The 15020-nt window shown below is 74.2% G+C and carries 12 protein-coding genes; 5 read left to right on the forward strand and 7 right to left on the reverse strand.

Annotated elements, in window-relative coordinates; genetic code table 11:
• Together ABD067_RS24135 and ABD067_RS24140 are read right to left on the reverse strand one after the other, a co-directional pair.
• The coding region (locus tag ABD067_RS24135; protein WP_343897975.1) for a glycosyltransferase family 2 protein at positions 1-942 on the reverse strand (942 nt) is incomplete at its 3' end.
• A 593-nt stretch (positions 943-1535) separates the two neighbouring features.
• Positions 1536-3443, reverse strand: a complete 1908-nt coding sequence (locus ABD067_RS24140; RefSeq protein WP_343897976.1) for a lytic transglycosylase domain-containing protein — start codon at positions 3441-3443, stop codon at positions 1536-1538.
• Positions 3444-3901: 458 nt separating this feature from the next.
• Between ABD067_RS24140 and ABD067_RS24145 the strand changes: the two genes are divergently transcribed.
• Entirely contained in the window at positions 3902-6988 is a 3087-nt protein-coding gene (locus ABD067_RS24145; RefSeq protein WP_343897977.1) for a PAS domain S-box protein, read from the forward strand.
• Between the two features lie 12 nt (positions 6989-7000).
• Here ABD067_RS24145 and ABD067_RS24150 read toward each other — a convergent pair whose 3' ends face one another.
• Positions 7001-7849, reverse strand: coding sequence for a uracil-DNA glycosylase (locus ABD067_RS24150; RefSeq protein ID WP_343897978.1), 849 nt, complete (start codon positions 7847-7849; stop codon positions 7001-7003).
• Between the two features lie 99 nt (positions 7850-7948).
• Between ABD067_RS24150 and ABD067_RS24155 the strand changes: the two genes are divergently transcribed.
• Entirely contained in the window at positions 7949-9658 is a 1710-nt protein-coding gene (locus ABD067_RS24155; protein ID WP_343897979.1) for an electron transfer flavoprotein-ubiquinone oxidoreductase, read from the forward strand.
• 21 nt (positions 9659-9679) lie between these two features.
• Positions 9680-10297 carry a class II aldolase/adducin family protein gene (locus ABD067_RS24160; protein WP_343898000.1) on the forward strand — a complete coding sequence of 206 codons (618 nt, stop codon included), beginning with the start codon at positions 9680-9682 and terminating at the stop codon, positions 10295-10297.
• A gap of 130 nt (positions 10298-10427) precedes the next feature.
• On the opposite strand, the gene ABD067_RS24165 is transcribed toward ABD067_RS24160, so the two are convergent.
• Entirely contained in the window at positions 10428-10775 is a 348-nt protein-coding gene (locus ABD067_RS24165; protein ID WP_343897980.1) for a hypothetical protein, read from the reverse strand.
• Positions 10776-10875: 100 nt separating this feature from the next.
• Here ABD067_RS24165 and ABD067_RS24170 point away from each other — a divergent pair, with 100 nt between their 5' ends.
• A complete protein-coding gene (locus tag ABD067_RS24170; RefSeq protein WP_343897981.1) occupies positions 10876-11829 on the forward strand; it encodes a LysR family transcriptional regulator in 954 nt (317 codons plus the stop codon).
• Positions 11830-12019: 190 nt separating this feature from the next.
• Positions 12020-13018 carry a Bug family tripartite tricarboxylate transporter substrate binding protein gene (locus ABD067_RS24175; RefSeq protein ID WP_343897982.1) on the forward strand — a complete coding sequence of 333 codons (999 nt, stop codon included), beginning with the start codon at positions 12020-12022 and terminating at the stop codon, positions 13016-13018.
• 172 nt (positions 13019-13190) lie between these two features.
• Here ABD067_RS24175 and ABD067_RS24180 read toward each other — a convergent pair whose 3' ends face one another.
• From ABD067_RS24180 to ABD067_RS24190, 3 genes are all read right to left on the reverse strand, one after another.
• A complete protein-coding gene (locus ABD067_RS24180; RefSeq protein ID WP_343897983.1) occupies positions 13191-13751 on the reverse strand; it encodes a Bug family tripartite tricarboxylate transporter substrate binding protein in 561 nt (186 codons plus the stop codon).
• Positions 13706-14176 (reverse strand): Bug family tripartite tricarboxylate transporter substrate binding protein, encoded by a 471-nt coding sequence (locus ABD067_RS24185; protein WP_343897984.1) that lies wholly within the window; start codon positions 14174-14176, stop codon positions 13706-13708. Before ABD067_RS24185 ends, ABD067_RS24180 begins: the two co-directional genes overlap by 46 nt.
• Positions 14177-14356: 180 nt before the next feature.
• Positions 14357-14980, reverse strand: coding sequence for a hypothetical protein (locus ABD067_RS24190; RefSeq protein WP_343897985.1), 624 nt, complete (start codon positions 14978-14980; stop codon positions 14357-14359).
• Positions 14981-15020 lie beyond the last annotated feature (40 nt).

The following is a 15020-nucleotide window of genomic DNA, read 5'->3' on the forward strand; positions in this document are numbered from 1 at the left end:
CGGGGGGCCGCCCGCCGCCAGGCGCCGCCGCACGGCGCCGGCCACGACTCGCGCGTGGCGCAGCGCCCCGGCGGGGTCGCCGCAGTGCGCGTGGCGCAGCGCCGCGGCGACGTCGCCCCGCTCCACCGCGAGCGCGAAGCTGTGGAAGTCGATCATCCGCTGCCGCCGGCGCAGCAGCGCAACCAGTTCGCGGTCGCCGAGCGCCTTGGCGGTGCGCAGCATCCGCCGGTTGGCGGCGCTGCGGTAGAGGGTAGAGTCCCGGCGGGTCGAGATGGAGCCTTCGCGCAAGTGGTAGACGTACCAAGCCTCGGGCGTGAGGCGCAGCCGGGCGCCGCGGGCGACGCACTCGAAGTAGAGCAGGAAGTCCTGGCTCGCCAGGATCTCTTCGGCGTAGCGGATGCCGTGGTGCAGCAGGAAGTCGCGTCGGATGACCGGCTTGATGAATCCGAACCTGCTGCGGTCGGGCATGTCGGGCATGTCGCGCCGCACGAGTTCGACCAGGGGCAAGGGCCCAGGGTGCGCCATCGCGTCGTTGGCGAAGTGGAGCCCGAGCGGCCGGCCCGTGGCGAAGTCGCGCTCAAGCAGGTTGTCGGCCAGCAGGTCCGCGCGCGCCTCTTCGGCGAGCCCGACCAGCCGCTCAAGCCGTTCGGGCAGGAAGAGGTCGTCGGCGTCGAGCACCGCGAGCCAGCGCCCGCCGGCGCGCTCGATGGCGGCGTTGCGGGCGGCGGCCGGCCCGCTGCGCCGTTCCAGCCGCACCGGCACCACGCGGCCGTCACGCCGGGCGCGGGCGGAGACCGCCTCCCACGTGGCGTCGACGGAGCCGTCGTCGACCACGACCACCTCGATGTCGCGGCGGGTCTGCGCCAGGGCGGAGTCGATCGCCTGCCCCACGTACCCTTCCGCGTTGTGGGCGGGGATGATGACCGAAACGGCGACGGTCACCGGGAGCCTTCCAAACGGGCGTGGGAGGCGGCGGGCCGTCCGCTGGGCAAACCTGGCGGGGAGCATGCCGTCGAGGGGGGGATCTCTTCGATCAGGGAACGGACCGGCTCCGCTTTCCAGCTAGGTTCGGCAACGGGGCGCCTTCCTGAAAGCCCTACACTCTTGCTTCGTTGCTTGTTGTTCAGAGCGTCGGTCCTCTCTTGGCGGCTTGCCGTTTCGTTGGAGAAGGCAACGGAGAGGCGAGGCGGTGGAGCCCTGCGCCGCATCCAGCCACTGCCTTCCCGGAAGTCCGGGTATTGGCGCCACTGCTTGAACGGCCCGCGCCAAGCGCGATCCGCTACAGAAACGCTAGGAGTATCCCTCGAAGGACGCCCGCCACCAGTCACATGACGTTCAAATGAAGACTTGTCCGCAAAACGAAAGTTGCTCCCGGTTTCGTAGGGGCGCGAGGCGCCGCCGCGCCGGCCCCGGAACTCGCCCGCACGCGCGTAGCTGTGAGGAAGAGCCGCGATCGTCCCAAAGCCGCGTTTGGACTCGATCCGCGCGGCATGGCGTGGCGGGCTTGTCGCCAGGGTCCTCCGTGGGGCTGGGTCCTAGCGCGGCCGCCCCCGGCCCCGGCGCAGCATGGACGTCACCTCGTCCGACCCGGCGAAGCGGGGGAACTCGCCGGCGGCGATCTGGTCGAGGGAGCGCGACGGCAGGCCCAGGCGCGAGGCGTAGATCCAGGAATAGGCCAGCACCTGCTGCACGTAGTTGCGCGTCTCGTCGAGCGGTATCGCCTCGATGAACAGGAAGGGGTCGTCGCGGTGGCCGTGCGCGGGCAGCCACTTCTGGAGGTTGCCGGGCCCGGCGTTGTAGGCGGCGAGCACCCGGATCAGGTTGCCCTCCACCGCGTCCAGCCGCGCGAGGTGGTGGACGTAGCGCTGGCCGAGGTCGAGCGAGAGGCGCGGGTCGTTCAGCCGCTTCGCCGCCGCCGGCTCCCGCCAGGAGGGGTCGCCGGTGATGTGGCTCGCGGTGGCGGGCATGATCTGCATCATGCCGCGCGCGCCGGCGGGCGAGACGGCTTCGGCGTCGAAGCGGCTTTCTTGCAGGGCGATGGCGTAGAGCAGCGCCGGGTCCACCCGGAAGCCGCCCTGCGGCTGCAAGCGCGGCAGCGGGTAGCGGGCGAAGTCGCGCGGGCGGCCGTCCGCGGATTGCGACGCCGCGGCGAGCTGCGAGGACAGGCCGTTCAGGCCGGCGACCGTCGCTACGCCCAGCATGGCGCGCACGAGGCCGGGGTGGTTGCGCGCCTGGCTCCAGAGCTGGCGCAGCTCGGCCTCGGCGCGGGCGTGCTGGCCGACCTGGAGCAGCGCCAGCGCCCGCCAGCCGCCGGCGGTTTCCGCGACTGGCGCCATGTCGGCGTCGCCGGCCAACTCGCCTTCCCAGGCGAAGTTCGCCGGCAGGCCGAGGGAGCGGCGGGCGACCAGGCCGTAGAAGGTGCGGGACTCCTGCGCCGCCTGCATCATCCAGGGCGTGTAGAGCTCGGGCCGGCGGGCGCGCACGGCGGCGCGCGCGGTCCAGAAGGCGGCGGCGGAGCGCAGCGCCGGCGGCGCGGCCTCCGCGCGAGCGGCGCGCTCGAAGAAGGGGAGCGCGATGTCCGGCCGGTCGAGGCCCCAGGCGGCGAGGCCGGTGGCGTAGGCAGCGCGCGGGCTGCCGCCGGCGGCGCCCTCGGCGGCGATCCGCAACGCCTTGGCGTCCTCGCCGCGGCGGAACAGCACCAGGGCGACGTCGGCGCGGAGGGCGGCGGCGTAGGCCGGCGTCATGCCGCGGGTGCGTTCCACCAGCGCCAGCGCGGACTCGGCGTTGCCGGCCTGCGCCCGTTCCCGCACCGTGCGGTCGAGCGACGGGTTGCGGGCCACGGGGGCGGCGCTCGGCGGGTCGCGCTCCTCCGGGGCGAGGGAAAGGTCCGGCGAGAGGGCTTCGGGCTGGACGGGCGCGGGCGGCAGGTCGGCGCCGCGCGGCAGCAAGCGGACGAGCAGGGCGTGGAGGCGGGGCGCGTCCGGGTGGTCGCCGTGGCGGGCGAGCCACGCCTGGAGGTCCGCCGCCGTGGGCTGCGCGCCCGGCTGGAGCCAGCGGTGCGCCAGCACCTGCCCGAACAGGCGCTTGTCTTCCAGCCGCTCCGTTTCGCGCGCCGCGGCGGCGAAGTCGCCCGCGGCCTGGAGTTCGAAGGCGCGCCGGAGGCGGCTGGCCTCGGACGGGTGCAGCACGGTCGGCAGCCCGTTGACCGCGGCGCCGCCGTTGCCCGGCGCCGGCGGGCGGGGCAGACTCAACGCGGTCTGCTGCAAGGGCGCGGCTTGCGCCGCGGCTGGCGCCTGGGCCGCGGCCCGGGCCCGCTCGGTTTGGTTGTCGGCCCTTTGCGCCGCCGCGAGGACGCCGATCCCCGCGCACGTCACCGCGCCCAACACGATCCCGCCAAGGAGGGGACGTTTGGAGCGCCGGGCCATGGGGGCGATCGCTCTCATGGCACGGGTCCGTTACTGTCCGTCCCTTCTTCAAAGCAATGCGAAGGCGAAAGATGCACCGCAGGTTTCGTGACGGTGACGGTTTCTCAATGTTTTAGCTCACGCAGTGGATGTAAACTAACCGTGACGAAAGGGTCGGCCGGTGCCGGCGGCCACGGCGTTCGTTCTGAAAGCCCCGCGAGCCGCGCCTGATTCGGGTCCGCACCGGTGCCGCCGCGGGTGGCGCCGCCGCTCCTTCCCTGCCATGCCTGAACGCTTCTGGATCGTGGTCAGACCGTGGCGGATGACCGGATACGGGCCGGTTTCATGCCTTCGTGCCGTCGGTGATTTTCGCTTTTTGGTTGATGCTTCGTTTGGACATCGCGGCCGACATGGTTCATACCCATCGCGGCGCTAACGGGGGCGAAACGCGGCGCCACGGCAGCGAAGACACCCGCGGAGGAGCGACGCCCGCAGCCATGCCGCCAGCCGCCGCCGCTCCCGCCCGCCGGCGCGACAGCACGGTGCGCCGCCACTTGGCCGCCCTCGTCCTCGCGCTCGCCTTGCCCGTGACGCTGTTCGTCGGCGTGGTGCTGTGGCGCTTCGCCGACGCGGAACGCGCCAGGTTGGAGGCGCAGGCCGTGGCCGCCGCCCACTCCGCCGCGCTTTCCGTGGACCGCGAACTCGCCGGCCTGATGTCCACTGCCGAGGTGGTTTCGCTGTTCGACTCGCTCCAGGCGGGCGACCTCCGGACCTTCTACGCGCAAACGCTGGCCGTGCAGGAGCGCACCGGCGTCTCGGTGGTCCTGCGCGACCTTTCCGGTCAGCAAGTCGTCAACACGCGCGTGCCCTGGGGCGAGCCGCTGCCCAAGGTGAACCTGGAGATCGACGCCGAGGCGCTGCGCACCGGGCGGCCGGTGGTGTCGAACGTGATGCAGGGCGTCGTGCTGCGGGCGCCCTTGTTCGCCATCACGCGGCCGGTCACGAAGGCCGGCGAAGCCGCGTACCTGCTCAGCCTCAGCCTGCCCGCGGACCGGGTGCGCCGGGCGCTCGCGGAGGAGTTCGAGGCCAGCCGGATTCCGCGGGATTGGGTGCTGGCGGTCGTGGACCGCGCGGACTCCATCCTGGCCCGCAGCGCCAGGCACGACGAGTTCGTCGGCAGGCCCGCCACCCGGGACCTGCAAGACGCCACGCGGGAGGGGGCGGAAGGCACGTGGATGGGCACCACCGCCGACGGTCGGCCCATCTTCGGCGCCTTCGCCCGCTCCCGCCTGTCGGGCTGGCGCGTGGCGGTGGGGGTGCCGGCGGACGCGCTTTCGGCGCCGCTGCGCCAGGCGCTGGCCACGCTCGGGGCGTTGGGGGCGGGCTTCACGGCGCTTTCGGCGGCGCTCGCGTTGCGGGTCGGCCGGCGGATCGAGCGCCCGATCGCCGCCCTGGCCGGCCGCGCGGCGGCGCTGGGCCGCGGCGAGGCCGTGACGCCGCTCGAAACGCCCGTGCGCGAGGTGAACCGCGTCGCCGGCGAATTGGCGGGCGCCTCGGCGGCCCTGGAGGAGCGCGAGGCGGCTCTGCGGCGGAGCGAGGCACGGCTGCGCGCCATCCTGGACACGGTGCCGGTGGGCGTGGTGATCGCGGAAGCGCCGTCCGGGCGGATCGTGGAAGGCAACAAGCAGGCCGAGCGCGTCTTCGGCCACCCCGTCCTGCCGTCGCCGGACGTGGAGAGCTACCGCGAGTGGGTGAGCCGCCACCCGGACGGGCACCAGGTGACGCCTTCGGAGTACCCGCTGTCGCGCGTGGTGCGGGGCGAGGTGGAGCGCGCCGAGCTGGAAGTCCTCTACATGCGGGGCGACGAGCGCGAGGCCTGGGTGCGCCTGGTCGCGGCGCCCATCCGGGACGAGGCGGGCCGGACGGTGGGCGGCGTGGTCGCCTGCCTCGACATCGACCGCGAGAAGCGCGCCGAGGCCGCGCTCCTGCGCGCGAACGAGGAGCTGGAGCGGCGCGTGGCCGAACGCACCGCCGAGCGCGACCGCATGTGGCGCCTGTCCACCGACCTCATGCTGGTCGCCCGCTTCGATTCCACGATCGCCGCCGTCAACCCGGCCTGGACGGCGCTGCTCGGCTGGACCGAGGCCGAACTGCTCGGCGCCCGCTTCCTCGACCTCGTGCACCCCGACGACGCGGAGCGGACGCTGGCGGAAGCGGGGAGGCTCGCCGGGGGCCTGACGACCCTCCGGTTCGAGAACCGCTACCGGCACAAGGACGGGTCGCACCGCTGGCTGTCCTGGATCGCGGTGCCGGAGGCGGGCTTCATCCACGCCGTGGCGCGCGACGTCACGGCCGAGAAGGCGGCGCAGGCCGAACTCGCCGAAGCGCAGGAGCGGCTCCGGCAGGCGCAGAAGATGGAGGCGGTGGGGCAGCTCACCGGCGGCGTCGCGCACGACTTCAACAACCTCCTCCAGGTCATCCTGGGCAGCATCGACCTGCTGCGCCGCCGCGGGGCGGTGCCCGAAGGGGACGAGCGGGGGCGCCGCTCGCTCGACAACGCGGCGGAGGCGGCCAAGCGGGGGGCGGCGCTGACCGCGCGGCTCCTCGCCTTCTCCCGCCGCCAGACGCTCGACCCCAAGCCGGTGGACGCCAACAAGCTCGTGGCCGGCATGTCCGACCTGCTGCGGCGCGCGCTGGGCGAGGCGGTGCGGCTGGAAACGGTGCTGGCCGGCGGGCTTTGGCGCACCTGCGTCGACCCCAACCAGTTGGAGAACGCGATCCTCAACCTCGCCGTCAACGCGCGCGACGCCATGCCGGAGGACGGCGGCAAGCTGACGGTGGAGACGGCCAACGCCGACCTCGACGAGCGCTACGCGCGGGAGCACGAGGACGTCGAGCCGGGCCAGTACGTGATGGTCGCCGTGTCGGACACCGGCTCCGGCATGCCGCCCGAGGTCGCGGCGCGGGCCTTCGAGCCCTTCTTCACCACCAAGGAGGTGGGGCAGGGCACGGGGCTCGGCCTGTCCCAGGTCTACGGCTTCGTGAAGCAGTCGGGCGGGCACGTGAAGATCTACTCGGAGCCCGGCGAGGGCACGAGCGTGAAGGTCTACCTGCCGCGGCTGCGCGAGGCGGCGGGCGGCGGCCGCGACCCCCGGGCGGAGGAGGGGCCGGCCGGGGCGGGGGGCGCGGCGCGCGCCGCCCTCCCGGCCGGGGAGGGCGAAACGGTGCTCGTGGTGGAGGACGAAGGGAACGTCCGGCGGTTCACCACCGAGGCGCTGCGCGAACTCGGCTACCGGGTGCTGGAAGCGGACGGCGCCCGGGCGGCGCTCGACCTGCTCGACTCGCACGGCGAGATCGCCCTGCTGTTCACCGACGTGGTGATGCCGGAGGTGAACGGGCGCCGGCTCGCGGACGAGGCGCTGCGGCGCAGGCCCGGCCTGAAGGTGCTGTTCACCACCGGCTACAGCCGCAACGCCATCATCCACAACGGCGTGCTCGACCCCGGGGTGCAACTCATCGTCAAACCTTTCACCATGAAGGACTTGGCCGCGAAGCTGCGCGCGGTGCTGGGGCGCCGGGGCTGAAGGGCCCGGGCCTCACCGTTCGTCGAGCCGCCGCCGCAACAGCAGCAGGTCGTGCCAAGCGTCCTTCTTGGCGGCCGGGTTGCGGAGCAGGTAGGCCGGGTGGAGCGTGGCCAGGGCGGGCCACGGCGCGGCGCCTTCCCCTCGGGGCGCCACCTCGTGCCAGCGGCCGCGGAGGCGGGTGATGCCCTCGCGCGAGCGGAGCAGCGCCTTGGCCGCCGTGCCGCCCAGCAGCACCAGGACGCGCGGGGAAGCGAGTTCCACGTGCCGCAGCACGAAGGGCAGGAACAGCGCGATCTCGGCGTCGGTCGGCGTGCGGTTGCCCGGCGGGCGGAAAGGCAGGATGTTGGTGACGTAGAAGTCCCGCTCCCGCCCGAGGCCGACCGAGGCCAGCATACGGTCCAGCAAGCGGCCGGACACGCCGACGAAGGGCTTGCCGAGCCGGTCCTCGTCCGCCCCCGGCGCTTCGCCGATCAGCATCAGCCCGGAATGCGGGACGCCGTCGGCGAAGACGAGGTTGGTGGCGGTTTCGCGGAGCGGGCTGCCTTCGAACCCGGCCATGGCCTCGCGCAGGGCGTCCAGGCTGTTCGCGGCGGCGGCCAGTTCCGCGGCGCGCGACACGGCGGGCGGCGCGGCCGCCGGGATGAGGAGGCCGCCGCTGCCGGGCACGGCGGGGCGCGCGAGGGGCGTGGCAGCGGCCGGGGGACGGGCCGCCGCGGCCGGAGGGAACGGGGCGCCGGCGGGCGCCAAGGCGTCGGCCAGCGCAGTGCGGTCGAGCGGCGCCTCCGCCAGCGCCTCGTCGGCGCCCCACTCCATCTGCAGCCGCAGCGCCGCCAGCAGCGCGGCCCGGTCCACCTCCGCCATGGGGACAGATATCGGCCGGCGCCAGGGTTACGCGCAACCCGCCCCGTCGCTACATCTCCGGCGCACGGCAGACATATCGAAACGAGGAGGGGCCCCGGGATGTCCGAGGCGGAACAGCGCGAAGCGATGGAATTCGACGTGCTGGTGGTGGGCGGCGGCCCCGCCGGGCTGGCCGCGGCGATCCGCCTCAAGCAACTCGCGCCGGACGCGGCGGTGTGCTTGGTGGAGAAGGGCGGCGAGATCGGCGCGCACATCCTCTCGGGCGCGGTGATCGAGCCCCGCGCGCTGGACGAACTGCTGCCGGACTGGCGCGACGACATGCCGGAGCTGACCACCCCGGCCACCGACGACCGCTTCATGTACCTGACCGCGACGCGCGCCGTGCGGCTGCCGACGCCGCGCACCATGCACAACGAGGGCAACTACATCGTCTCGCTCGGCAACGTCTGCCGCTGGCTCGGCGCCAAGGCGGAGGCGCTGGGCGTCGAGATCTACCCCGGTTTCGCGGCGTCCGACCTCGTCATCGAGGAGGGGCAGGTGCGCGGCGTGGTGGCCGGCGTCGCGGGCATCAAGAGGGACGGCGAGAAGGGGCCGAACTACGAGCCAGGAATGGAGCTGCGCGCGTCCTACACCCTGTTCGCCGAGGGGTGCCGCGGGTCGCTCACCAAGAAGCTGATGGAGCGCTACGGCCTGCGCGAAGGCGCGGCGCCGCAGACCTACGCGCTCGGCATCAAGGAGCTTTGGGAAATCCCCAAGGAGAACCACAAGCCCGGCTTGGTGTGGCACTCGGTCGGCTGGCCCTTGCCGGCCGATACGACCTACGGCGGGTCCTGGCTCTACATGCTGGGCGAGAACCTGGTCTCCATCGGCTTCGTGGTGGGGCTCGACTACCCGAACCCCTGGCTCTCGCCCTTCGACGAGTTCCAGCGCTTCAAGACGCACCCGGCGGTGCGGCCGATGCTGGAAGGGGGCAAGCGCATCGCCTACGGCGCGCGGGCGCTGAACGAGGGCGGCTTCCAGGCGATCCCGAAGCTGGTCTTCCCGGGCGGCGCGCTGATCGGCGACTGCGCGGGCTTCCTCAACGTGCCGAAGATCAAGGGCACGCACACCTCAATGAAGTCCGGCATGGTGGCGGCCGAGGCGGCGGCGGAGGTGCTGGCCGCGGGCGAGGCGCGGCCGGCGCTGCTGTCCAGCTACCAGCAGAAGCTGGAGGCGAGCTGGGTGTGGGAGGAGCTGCGCAACACCCGCAACATCCGCCCGGCCTTCGCCAAGCTCGGCTTCTGGGGCGGCCTCGCCTATTCCGCGCTCGACGCCTACGTGCTGCGCGGCAAGGCGCCCTGGACCATGGGCCACCACCAGGACCACGAGACTCTGCGGCCGGCCTCGCAGTCGAAGCGCATCGAGTACCCGAAGCCGGACGGCAAGCTGACCTTCGACCGGCTGTCGTCGGTGTTCCTGTCGAACACCAACCACGAGGAGGACCAGCCGGTCCACCTGCAGCTCCGCGACCCGGCGCGCTGGAAGGCGGTGAATTGGGACCAGTACCGCAGCCCGGAAAGCCGCTACTGCCCGGCCGCCGTGTACGAGGCGGTGGGGCCGGAAGCGGAGAAGGAACTGCGCGGCACGCCGGACGCGGAGGCGACGGGCGAGGGCGCATCGGTGGAGGCGGGCTCGGACGGCGCTCGGCTGGTGATCAACGCGCAGAACTGCGTCCACTGCAAGACCTGCGACATCAAGGACCCGATGCAGAACATCAACTGGGTGACGCCGCAGGGCGGCGGCGGGCCGAACTACATCGGCGGGATGTAGGGGCTGGGCGCGCGCAAGGAGATCGTCGCCGCGGCGCGGGCGCTGGACGCGCTGGGCTTCATGCCCGGCAAGTCCGGCAACGTTTCCTGCCGCACGCCGGGCGGGTTCTTGGTCACGCCGTCCGGCCTGCCCTATGCGGAGATGGAGCCGGGCGACTTAGTGGAGGTCGCGCCGGATGGCGCCGTGCTGGGCGGCAAGCGCCGGCCGTCCTCCGAATGGCGGCTGCACGCGGCGGTGTACGCGGCGCGGCCCGAGGCGGCTGCGGTGGTCCACACGCACAGCCCGATGGCGACCGCGCTCTCCTGCGCGCGGGAGGGCATCCCGCCCTTCCACTACATGATCGCGCTGGCGGGCGGGAACGACGTGCGTTGCGCGCCCTACGCCACCTTCGGCACGGAAGCCCTGGCGGCGAACTGCGTTTCCGCGCTGGACGGGCGGCGGGCGGCGCTGCTGGCGAACCACGGCGTGGTGGCGTTCGGCGCCACCTTGGCGGCGGCGCGGGCGTTGGCGGAGGAGGTGGAGAACCTGGCTCGGCAGTGCCTCGCCCTGCGCGCGGCGGGGCTGGCGCCGGTGCTGCTCACGGCGGCGGAGATGGAAGAGGTGGCGGCGGGCTTCGCCGATTACATCAAGCCGGCTTGAAGCGCGCCGCTGCCGGCGCTCTCCGCGCGGCCGAGCGAGCCGTCCGGTCGCCGGACGAACCGAGGCCCCGAGGGGCGCCAACGGCGGCGCCCCCGCCTCGCTGCGGGGTAGGGGCCGTGCGGCCTCCGCCTCAGTTGGCGGCTGCCACGGCCGCCCTGCGGACGAACACCGCGTCGGCCCGCCGGCTGATTTCGACCGCGTCGGGCCGGACGCCCGGCCCGCGCGGCGTGGACAGGACCACGCTCTGGCCCGGGGCGAGGACGGCTTCGACGCGCACGGGCGCGCCGTCCTGGCCCTCTTGCGCGAGCGTGGCCACGACGCGGTAGCCGTCGCGCTCGACCGTGTAGTAGGCGACGCCCGACACGGCGCCGAGGTCGATGCTGTGGCCTTGGGCGGGCTTCAGCCCGTCCGCTCGGGCCGCTCCGGTGGCCGCCGCCAGCGCGAGCGCGGCGGCGAGAACGGTGTGACGGATGGTCATGGCGGTGTCCTTCGGTGTGGCGCCGTGCCGTGAGGCCGTGTTCGCCGTTGCCAGGAGGATGGCGCCGCCGGCATGATTAATCCAACCGATTGGATCGATCATGGCCATCGACCACGTCAATCTGGGCCGCCTCGACCTGAACCTGCTGGTCGCGCTCGACGCGCTCCTCACCGAGCGCAGCGTCACGCGCGCCGCGGCCCGCGTCGGGCTCGGGCAGTCGGCCATGAGCCACAACCTCGCTCGGTTGCGCGCCCTGTTCGGCGACGAGTTGCTGACGCGGGGGCCGGACGGGATGCGCCCGACGCCGCGCGCGCTGGCGCTGTTCGACCCGGTGCGGGTCGCCCTCTCGCAGATCCAGGCCATCGTGTCCCGCGACGAGGCGTTCGACCCGCGGACGGCCGAGCGCACCTTCAGGGTCGGCCTGCCGGACAGCGTGGAGGTCCTGGCCGTGCCCGCCCTGCTTGCCTATTTCTGCGAGGCGGCGCCCGGCGTGCGCCTGCGGTTGCACACGGTGGACCCGTCGCGGCTCCTGGACGACCTCGACGCAGACCGCCTGGACCTCGCGGTCGGCTTCGCGGCCTTCCCGGGAGGGCAGGCGCACCACAAGCGGCGCCTCCTGGCCACCGACGCGTATGTCTGCCTGTTCAACGCCGAGCGGGTCGGGGTTTCGCCGCCGATCTCGCTCGACGACTACGTGCGGCTGCCGCACGTGCTCACGAGCATGCGCCCCGGCGAGCGCGGCGTGGTGGACGACGCGCTGGCCAAGCTCGGGCTGAAGCGCGCGGTCGTGCTCACCACGCCGCGCTTCCTCGCGGTGCCGTTCCTGGTGGCGCGCGCCCCGGTCGTGACCACCATGCATGGCCGGCTCGCCCGGTTCTTCGCGGAAGAGCTCGGTCTCAGCCTCAGCCCGCCGCCGGTGGAACTGGCGGAGGTGCCCGTCTCGCTGCTCTGGCACGCCTCTTACGACCGCGACCCGGCGCATGTCTGGCTGCGGCAGACCGTCGCGCGCTTCGCGCAGGATGCGGCGGCGGAACACGGCTCCGCGTGCGTCTGACCGGGCGGGGCCCCGGCCGCGGGCCCGGCCGCGAGGGCGGCTGAGGGCCCGGAGGAGGCGCATGGGGGCGGGCGCTCTCGGCGGTTGGACGGCGGTGCCCGCGCGCGGCGCCTCCACGGCTGGCCGGGCTTTCGCGGCGCTGTAGGCTCGCCACGCCCCGGGCGGAGACCCCGGGCGGGAGGAAGCGGGAATGGGTTCGTTCGGGGTTTCGAAGCGGCGCGCCCTGCTCGCCGCCATCGCCGCCGCGTCGTCCTGCGCCGCCGCGCGGACGTCGCGCGCGCAAGCGTCGGGATGGCCGGACCGGCCGCTGCGCTTCATCATCGGCGCGGCTGCGGGCGGCGTGTCCGACATCTTCCTCCGCATGATGGAAGGGCGGCTGCGCGAGAGGCTGGGCCAGCCACTGGTGATCGAGCCGCGCCCCGGCGGCGGCGGCATGGTGGGGGCGGAGGCGACGGCGCGCGCGGCGCCGGACGGGTACACCTTCTTCGTCAACCACATCGCCTCGCACGGCATCGGCCCGGCGCTGCACAAGCGGGCCGGCTTCGACCCGCTGCGCGACCTGCCGGGGGTGGCGCGGCTCGCCATCCTGCCCAACGTGCTGATCGTGAAGGGCGACGGGCCGGTGCGCGACTTCGCGGGCTTCGTCGCCGCCATACGCGCGGACCCGACGCGAGCGACCTTCGCCTCGGCCGGCAGCGGAACCTCATCCCACCTCTCGGGCGTGTTGCTCGGGCAGCGCCTGGGGGTGGAGGTGACGCACGTGCCTTACCGCGGCACCGCGCCCTCCATGGCGGCGGTGATGAACGGCGAGGTGCTGTTCGCCATCGACAACGCGCCGGCCTCGCGCCAGCAGGTGCTGGCGGGGGCGCTGCGGGCGCTCGGCGTCAGCACGGCGAAGCGGGCGGAGACGATGCCGGAGATCCCGACGCTGATGGAGCAGGGCGTCGCGGACTTCGACGTGTCCTCCTGGTACGGGATCGCGGCGCCGGCGGGCGTGGCGCGGCCGATCGTCGAGCGGCTGTCGGCCGAACTGGTCGCCGCGCTGGATGACCCGGCGATCGCGGCGCGCCTGCGCGACTACGGGGCGGAGCCGGCGCCGCTCGGGACGGAGGCCTACGCCGCGTTCATGGCGGCGGAGGCGGCGAAGTGGGCGCCGGTGGTGCGCGCGGCGGGGCTGGGCGTGGACTGATGCCACCTCGCGCAAGCCCTGACCGCCCCTCCCGTCGTCCCCGCGGAAGCGGGGACCCACGCCGCCCCGCGCCGGGGACGGGCGCCCGGCCGTGGACCCTCGCTTGCGCGGGGGCGACACCGGACGGGGCAGGCCTCAAGCAGGCCGGTATGAGGCCGCGGGTCGGCGGCTCCTACTCGATCTTCTCGATGCCGTTCTGCTCCACTACCCGGCGCCAGCGCGCGATCTCGGAGCGCACATGGGCGGCGAAGCGCTCCGGCGGGCCGCCTTCGGGCCGCGCGCCGAGGTCACGCAGGCGCGCCCGCACGGCCTCGTCCGCGAGCGCTTCCCCGAACAGCGCGTTGAGCCGGCGCACCACCGGCTCCGGCGTGCCGGCCGGCGCCATGTAGCCGAACCAGGGCTCGACCACGATGTCCGGCACGCCGGCTTCGGCGAAGGTCGGCACGTCGGGCAGCGCCGGGTCGCGCTCGCGGCCGGTGACGGCGATCGGGCGGATGCTCCCTTCGCGCGCGGCGGCGACTAGGGTGGGCACGTTCTCCAGCATGAGTTGCACCTGCCCCGCCACGAGCGCCTGGAGCGCGGGCGCGCCGCCGCGGAAGGGCACGTGGACCAGGCCGAGGCCGTGGCGGCCGTTCAGCAGCTCCGGCGACAGGTGGTTGGAGGAGCCGAAGCCCGACGAGCCGTAGTTCACCCGCCCCTTGTTGGCCGCGGCCCAATCCATGAACTCGCGCAAAAGGAGCGCGCCGGGACGGAGGGGTGGACGGCCAGCAGGTTGATGACGCTCGCCGACCAGAACACGGGCACCAGGTCGCGCTCGATGTCGTAGGGCATGCGCGCGTAGACGCTGGCGTTGATGGCGCAGTTGCCGATGGTGCAGGCGCCGAGCGTGTACCCGTCCGGCCGGCTCTTCGCGGCGGCCTCCATGCCGATGTTGCCGTTGGCGCCGGAGCGGTTCTCCACCACCCACTTGTGCGGCAGGTCGCGGGACGCGCGCTCGGCCAGGATGCGCGCGACCAGGTCGGTGGCGCCGCCGGGCGGGAAGGGCAGGATGATGCGGACGGGCCGGTCGGGCGCCCAATCCTGGGCGCGGGGCGCGGCCACGGGCAGCGCGAGCAGGCAAAGGAAGAGCGCGGGCAAGAGGCGGGCGGCCAGACGCATGGCGGGCGCTTCCGTGTTCGTCGGCGCCCACCCTGCGCCGGCGTGGCGCGGCCGGCAACGCGGGCGGCGCCGGCGCGGGAACGGCCCCGCCGCGCCGCCTCTGCCCGACCCGGCCGAGGCGGAGGCCCGTCCCTCCGGCAGGCCGCCGCCGGGTCGCCCTCCGCGAGCCCGCTCGCCGGTTCAGCGCGCCGTGCCGCCCCGGTCCTGTTGCGCCCCCGGCGCCGGCACCGGATTCGAAGGCGCGATCTGCCGGGAGATCTCGTTCAGCTCGCGGAGCTGCTCGCGCTCCCGCTCCGGGTTGGTGACGCCGGCGGCGCGCTGCTGTTGCTCGATCCTGGCGCGCGGGGACGAGGCGCCCTGCGACGCCGCTTGCCCCCCTTGGGCTTGGCCCTGTTGCGCCTGGCCCTGCTGTCCTTGCCCCGCTTGGCCCGCGGAGCCTTGGGCGGCCGAACCCTGGCCGGCGCCGCCGGCCGTGCCCCCGCCCGGGGCCGATCCCCCGCCGGGCTGCGTGGTCGCGCTGGGCGAGGCGGCGCCGGGCGCCGTCGTGCCCGAGGTCGTGGCGCCGCCCCGGCCGGTGGTGCCCGCCGTGCTGCCCGCCGCGCCCGTCGTGCCGCTCGTCGCGCCGGCCGTGCCCCCACCGGCGCCGCCGGCCGCGCCGCCCGCTGCTCCACCTCCTCCAGCCCCGCCGCCGCCGCCTCCACCGCCTTGGGCCAGGACGGGCGAGGCGGCGAGAAGGCCGAGCGAAAGGCAGGCAGCGACCAGGCGTGCCCCGGAAGCGGGGCGGGGCGGCCACTTGGATGTCATGGCGGTTTCCTCCTCAGCGATGCCGAGCCTCAACGCGGCC

The sequence above is a fragment of the Craurococcus roseus genome (assembly GCF_039523795.1).
Classification (GTDB): Bacteria; Pseudomonadota; Alphaproteobacteria; order Acetobacterales; family Acetobacteraceae; genus Craurococcus; species Craurococcus roseus.

Coding starts and splice junctions, on each gene's coding strand:
- ABD067_RS24140 (WP_343897976.1), bottom strand. CDS start 3,443: ATGAGAGCGATCGCCCCCATGGCCCGGCGCTCCAAACGTCCCCTCCTT.
- ABD067_RS24185 (WP_343897984.1), bottom strand. CDS start 14,176: ATGCGTCTGGCCGCCCGCCTCTTGCCCGCGCTCTTCCTTTGCCTGCTC.
- ABD067_RS24175 (WP_343897982.1), top strand. CDS start 12,020: ATGGGTTCGTTCGGGGTTTCGAAGCGGCGCGCCCTGCTCGCCGCCATC.
- ABD067_RS24155 (WP_343897979.1), top strand. CDS start 7,949: ATGTCCGAGGCGGAACAGCGCGAAGCGATGGAATTCGACGTGCTGGTG.
- ABD067_RS24190 (WP_343897985.1), bottom strand. CDS start 14,980: ATGACATCCAAGTGGCCGCCCCGCCCCGCTTCCGGGGCACGCCTGGTC.
- ABD067_RS24150 (WP_343897978.1), bottom strand. CDS start 7,849: ATGGCGGAGGTGGACCGGGCCGCGCTGCTGGCGGCGCTGCGGCTGCAG.
- ABD067_RS24145 (WP_343897977.1), top strand. CDS start 3,902: ATGCCGCCAGCCGCCGCCGCTCCCGCCCGCCGGCGCGACAGCACGGTG.
- ABD067_RS24170 (WP_343897981.1), top strand. CDS start 10,876: ATGGCCATCGACCACGTCAATCTGGGCCGCCTCGACCTGAACCTGCTG.
- ABD067_RS24165 (WP_343897980.1), bottom strand. CDS start 10,775: ATGACCATCCGTCACACCGTTCTCGCCGCCGCGCTCGCGCTGGCGGCG.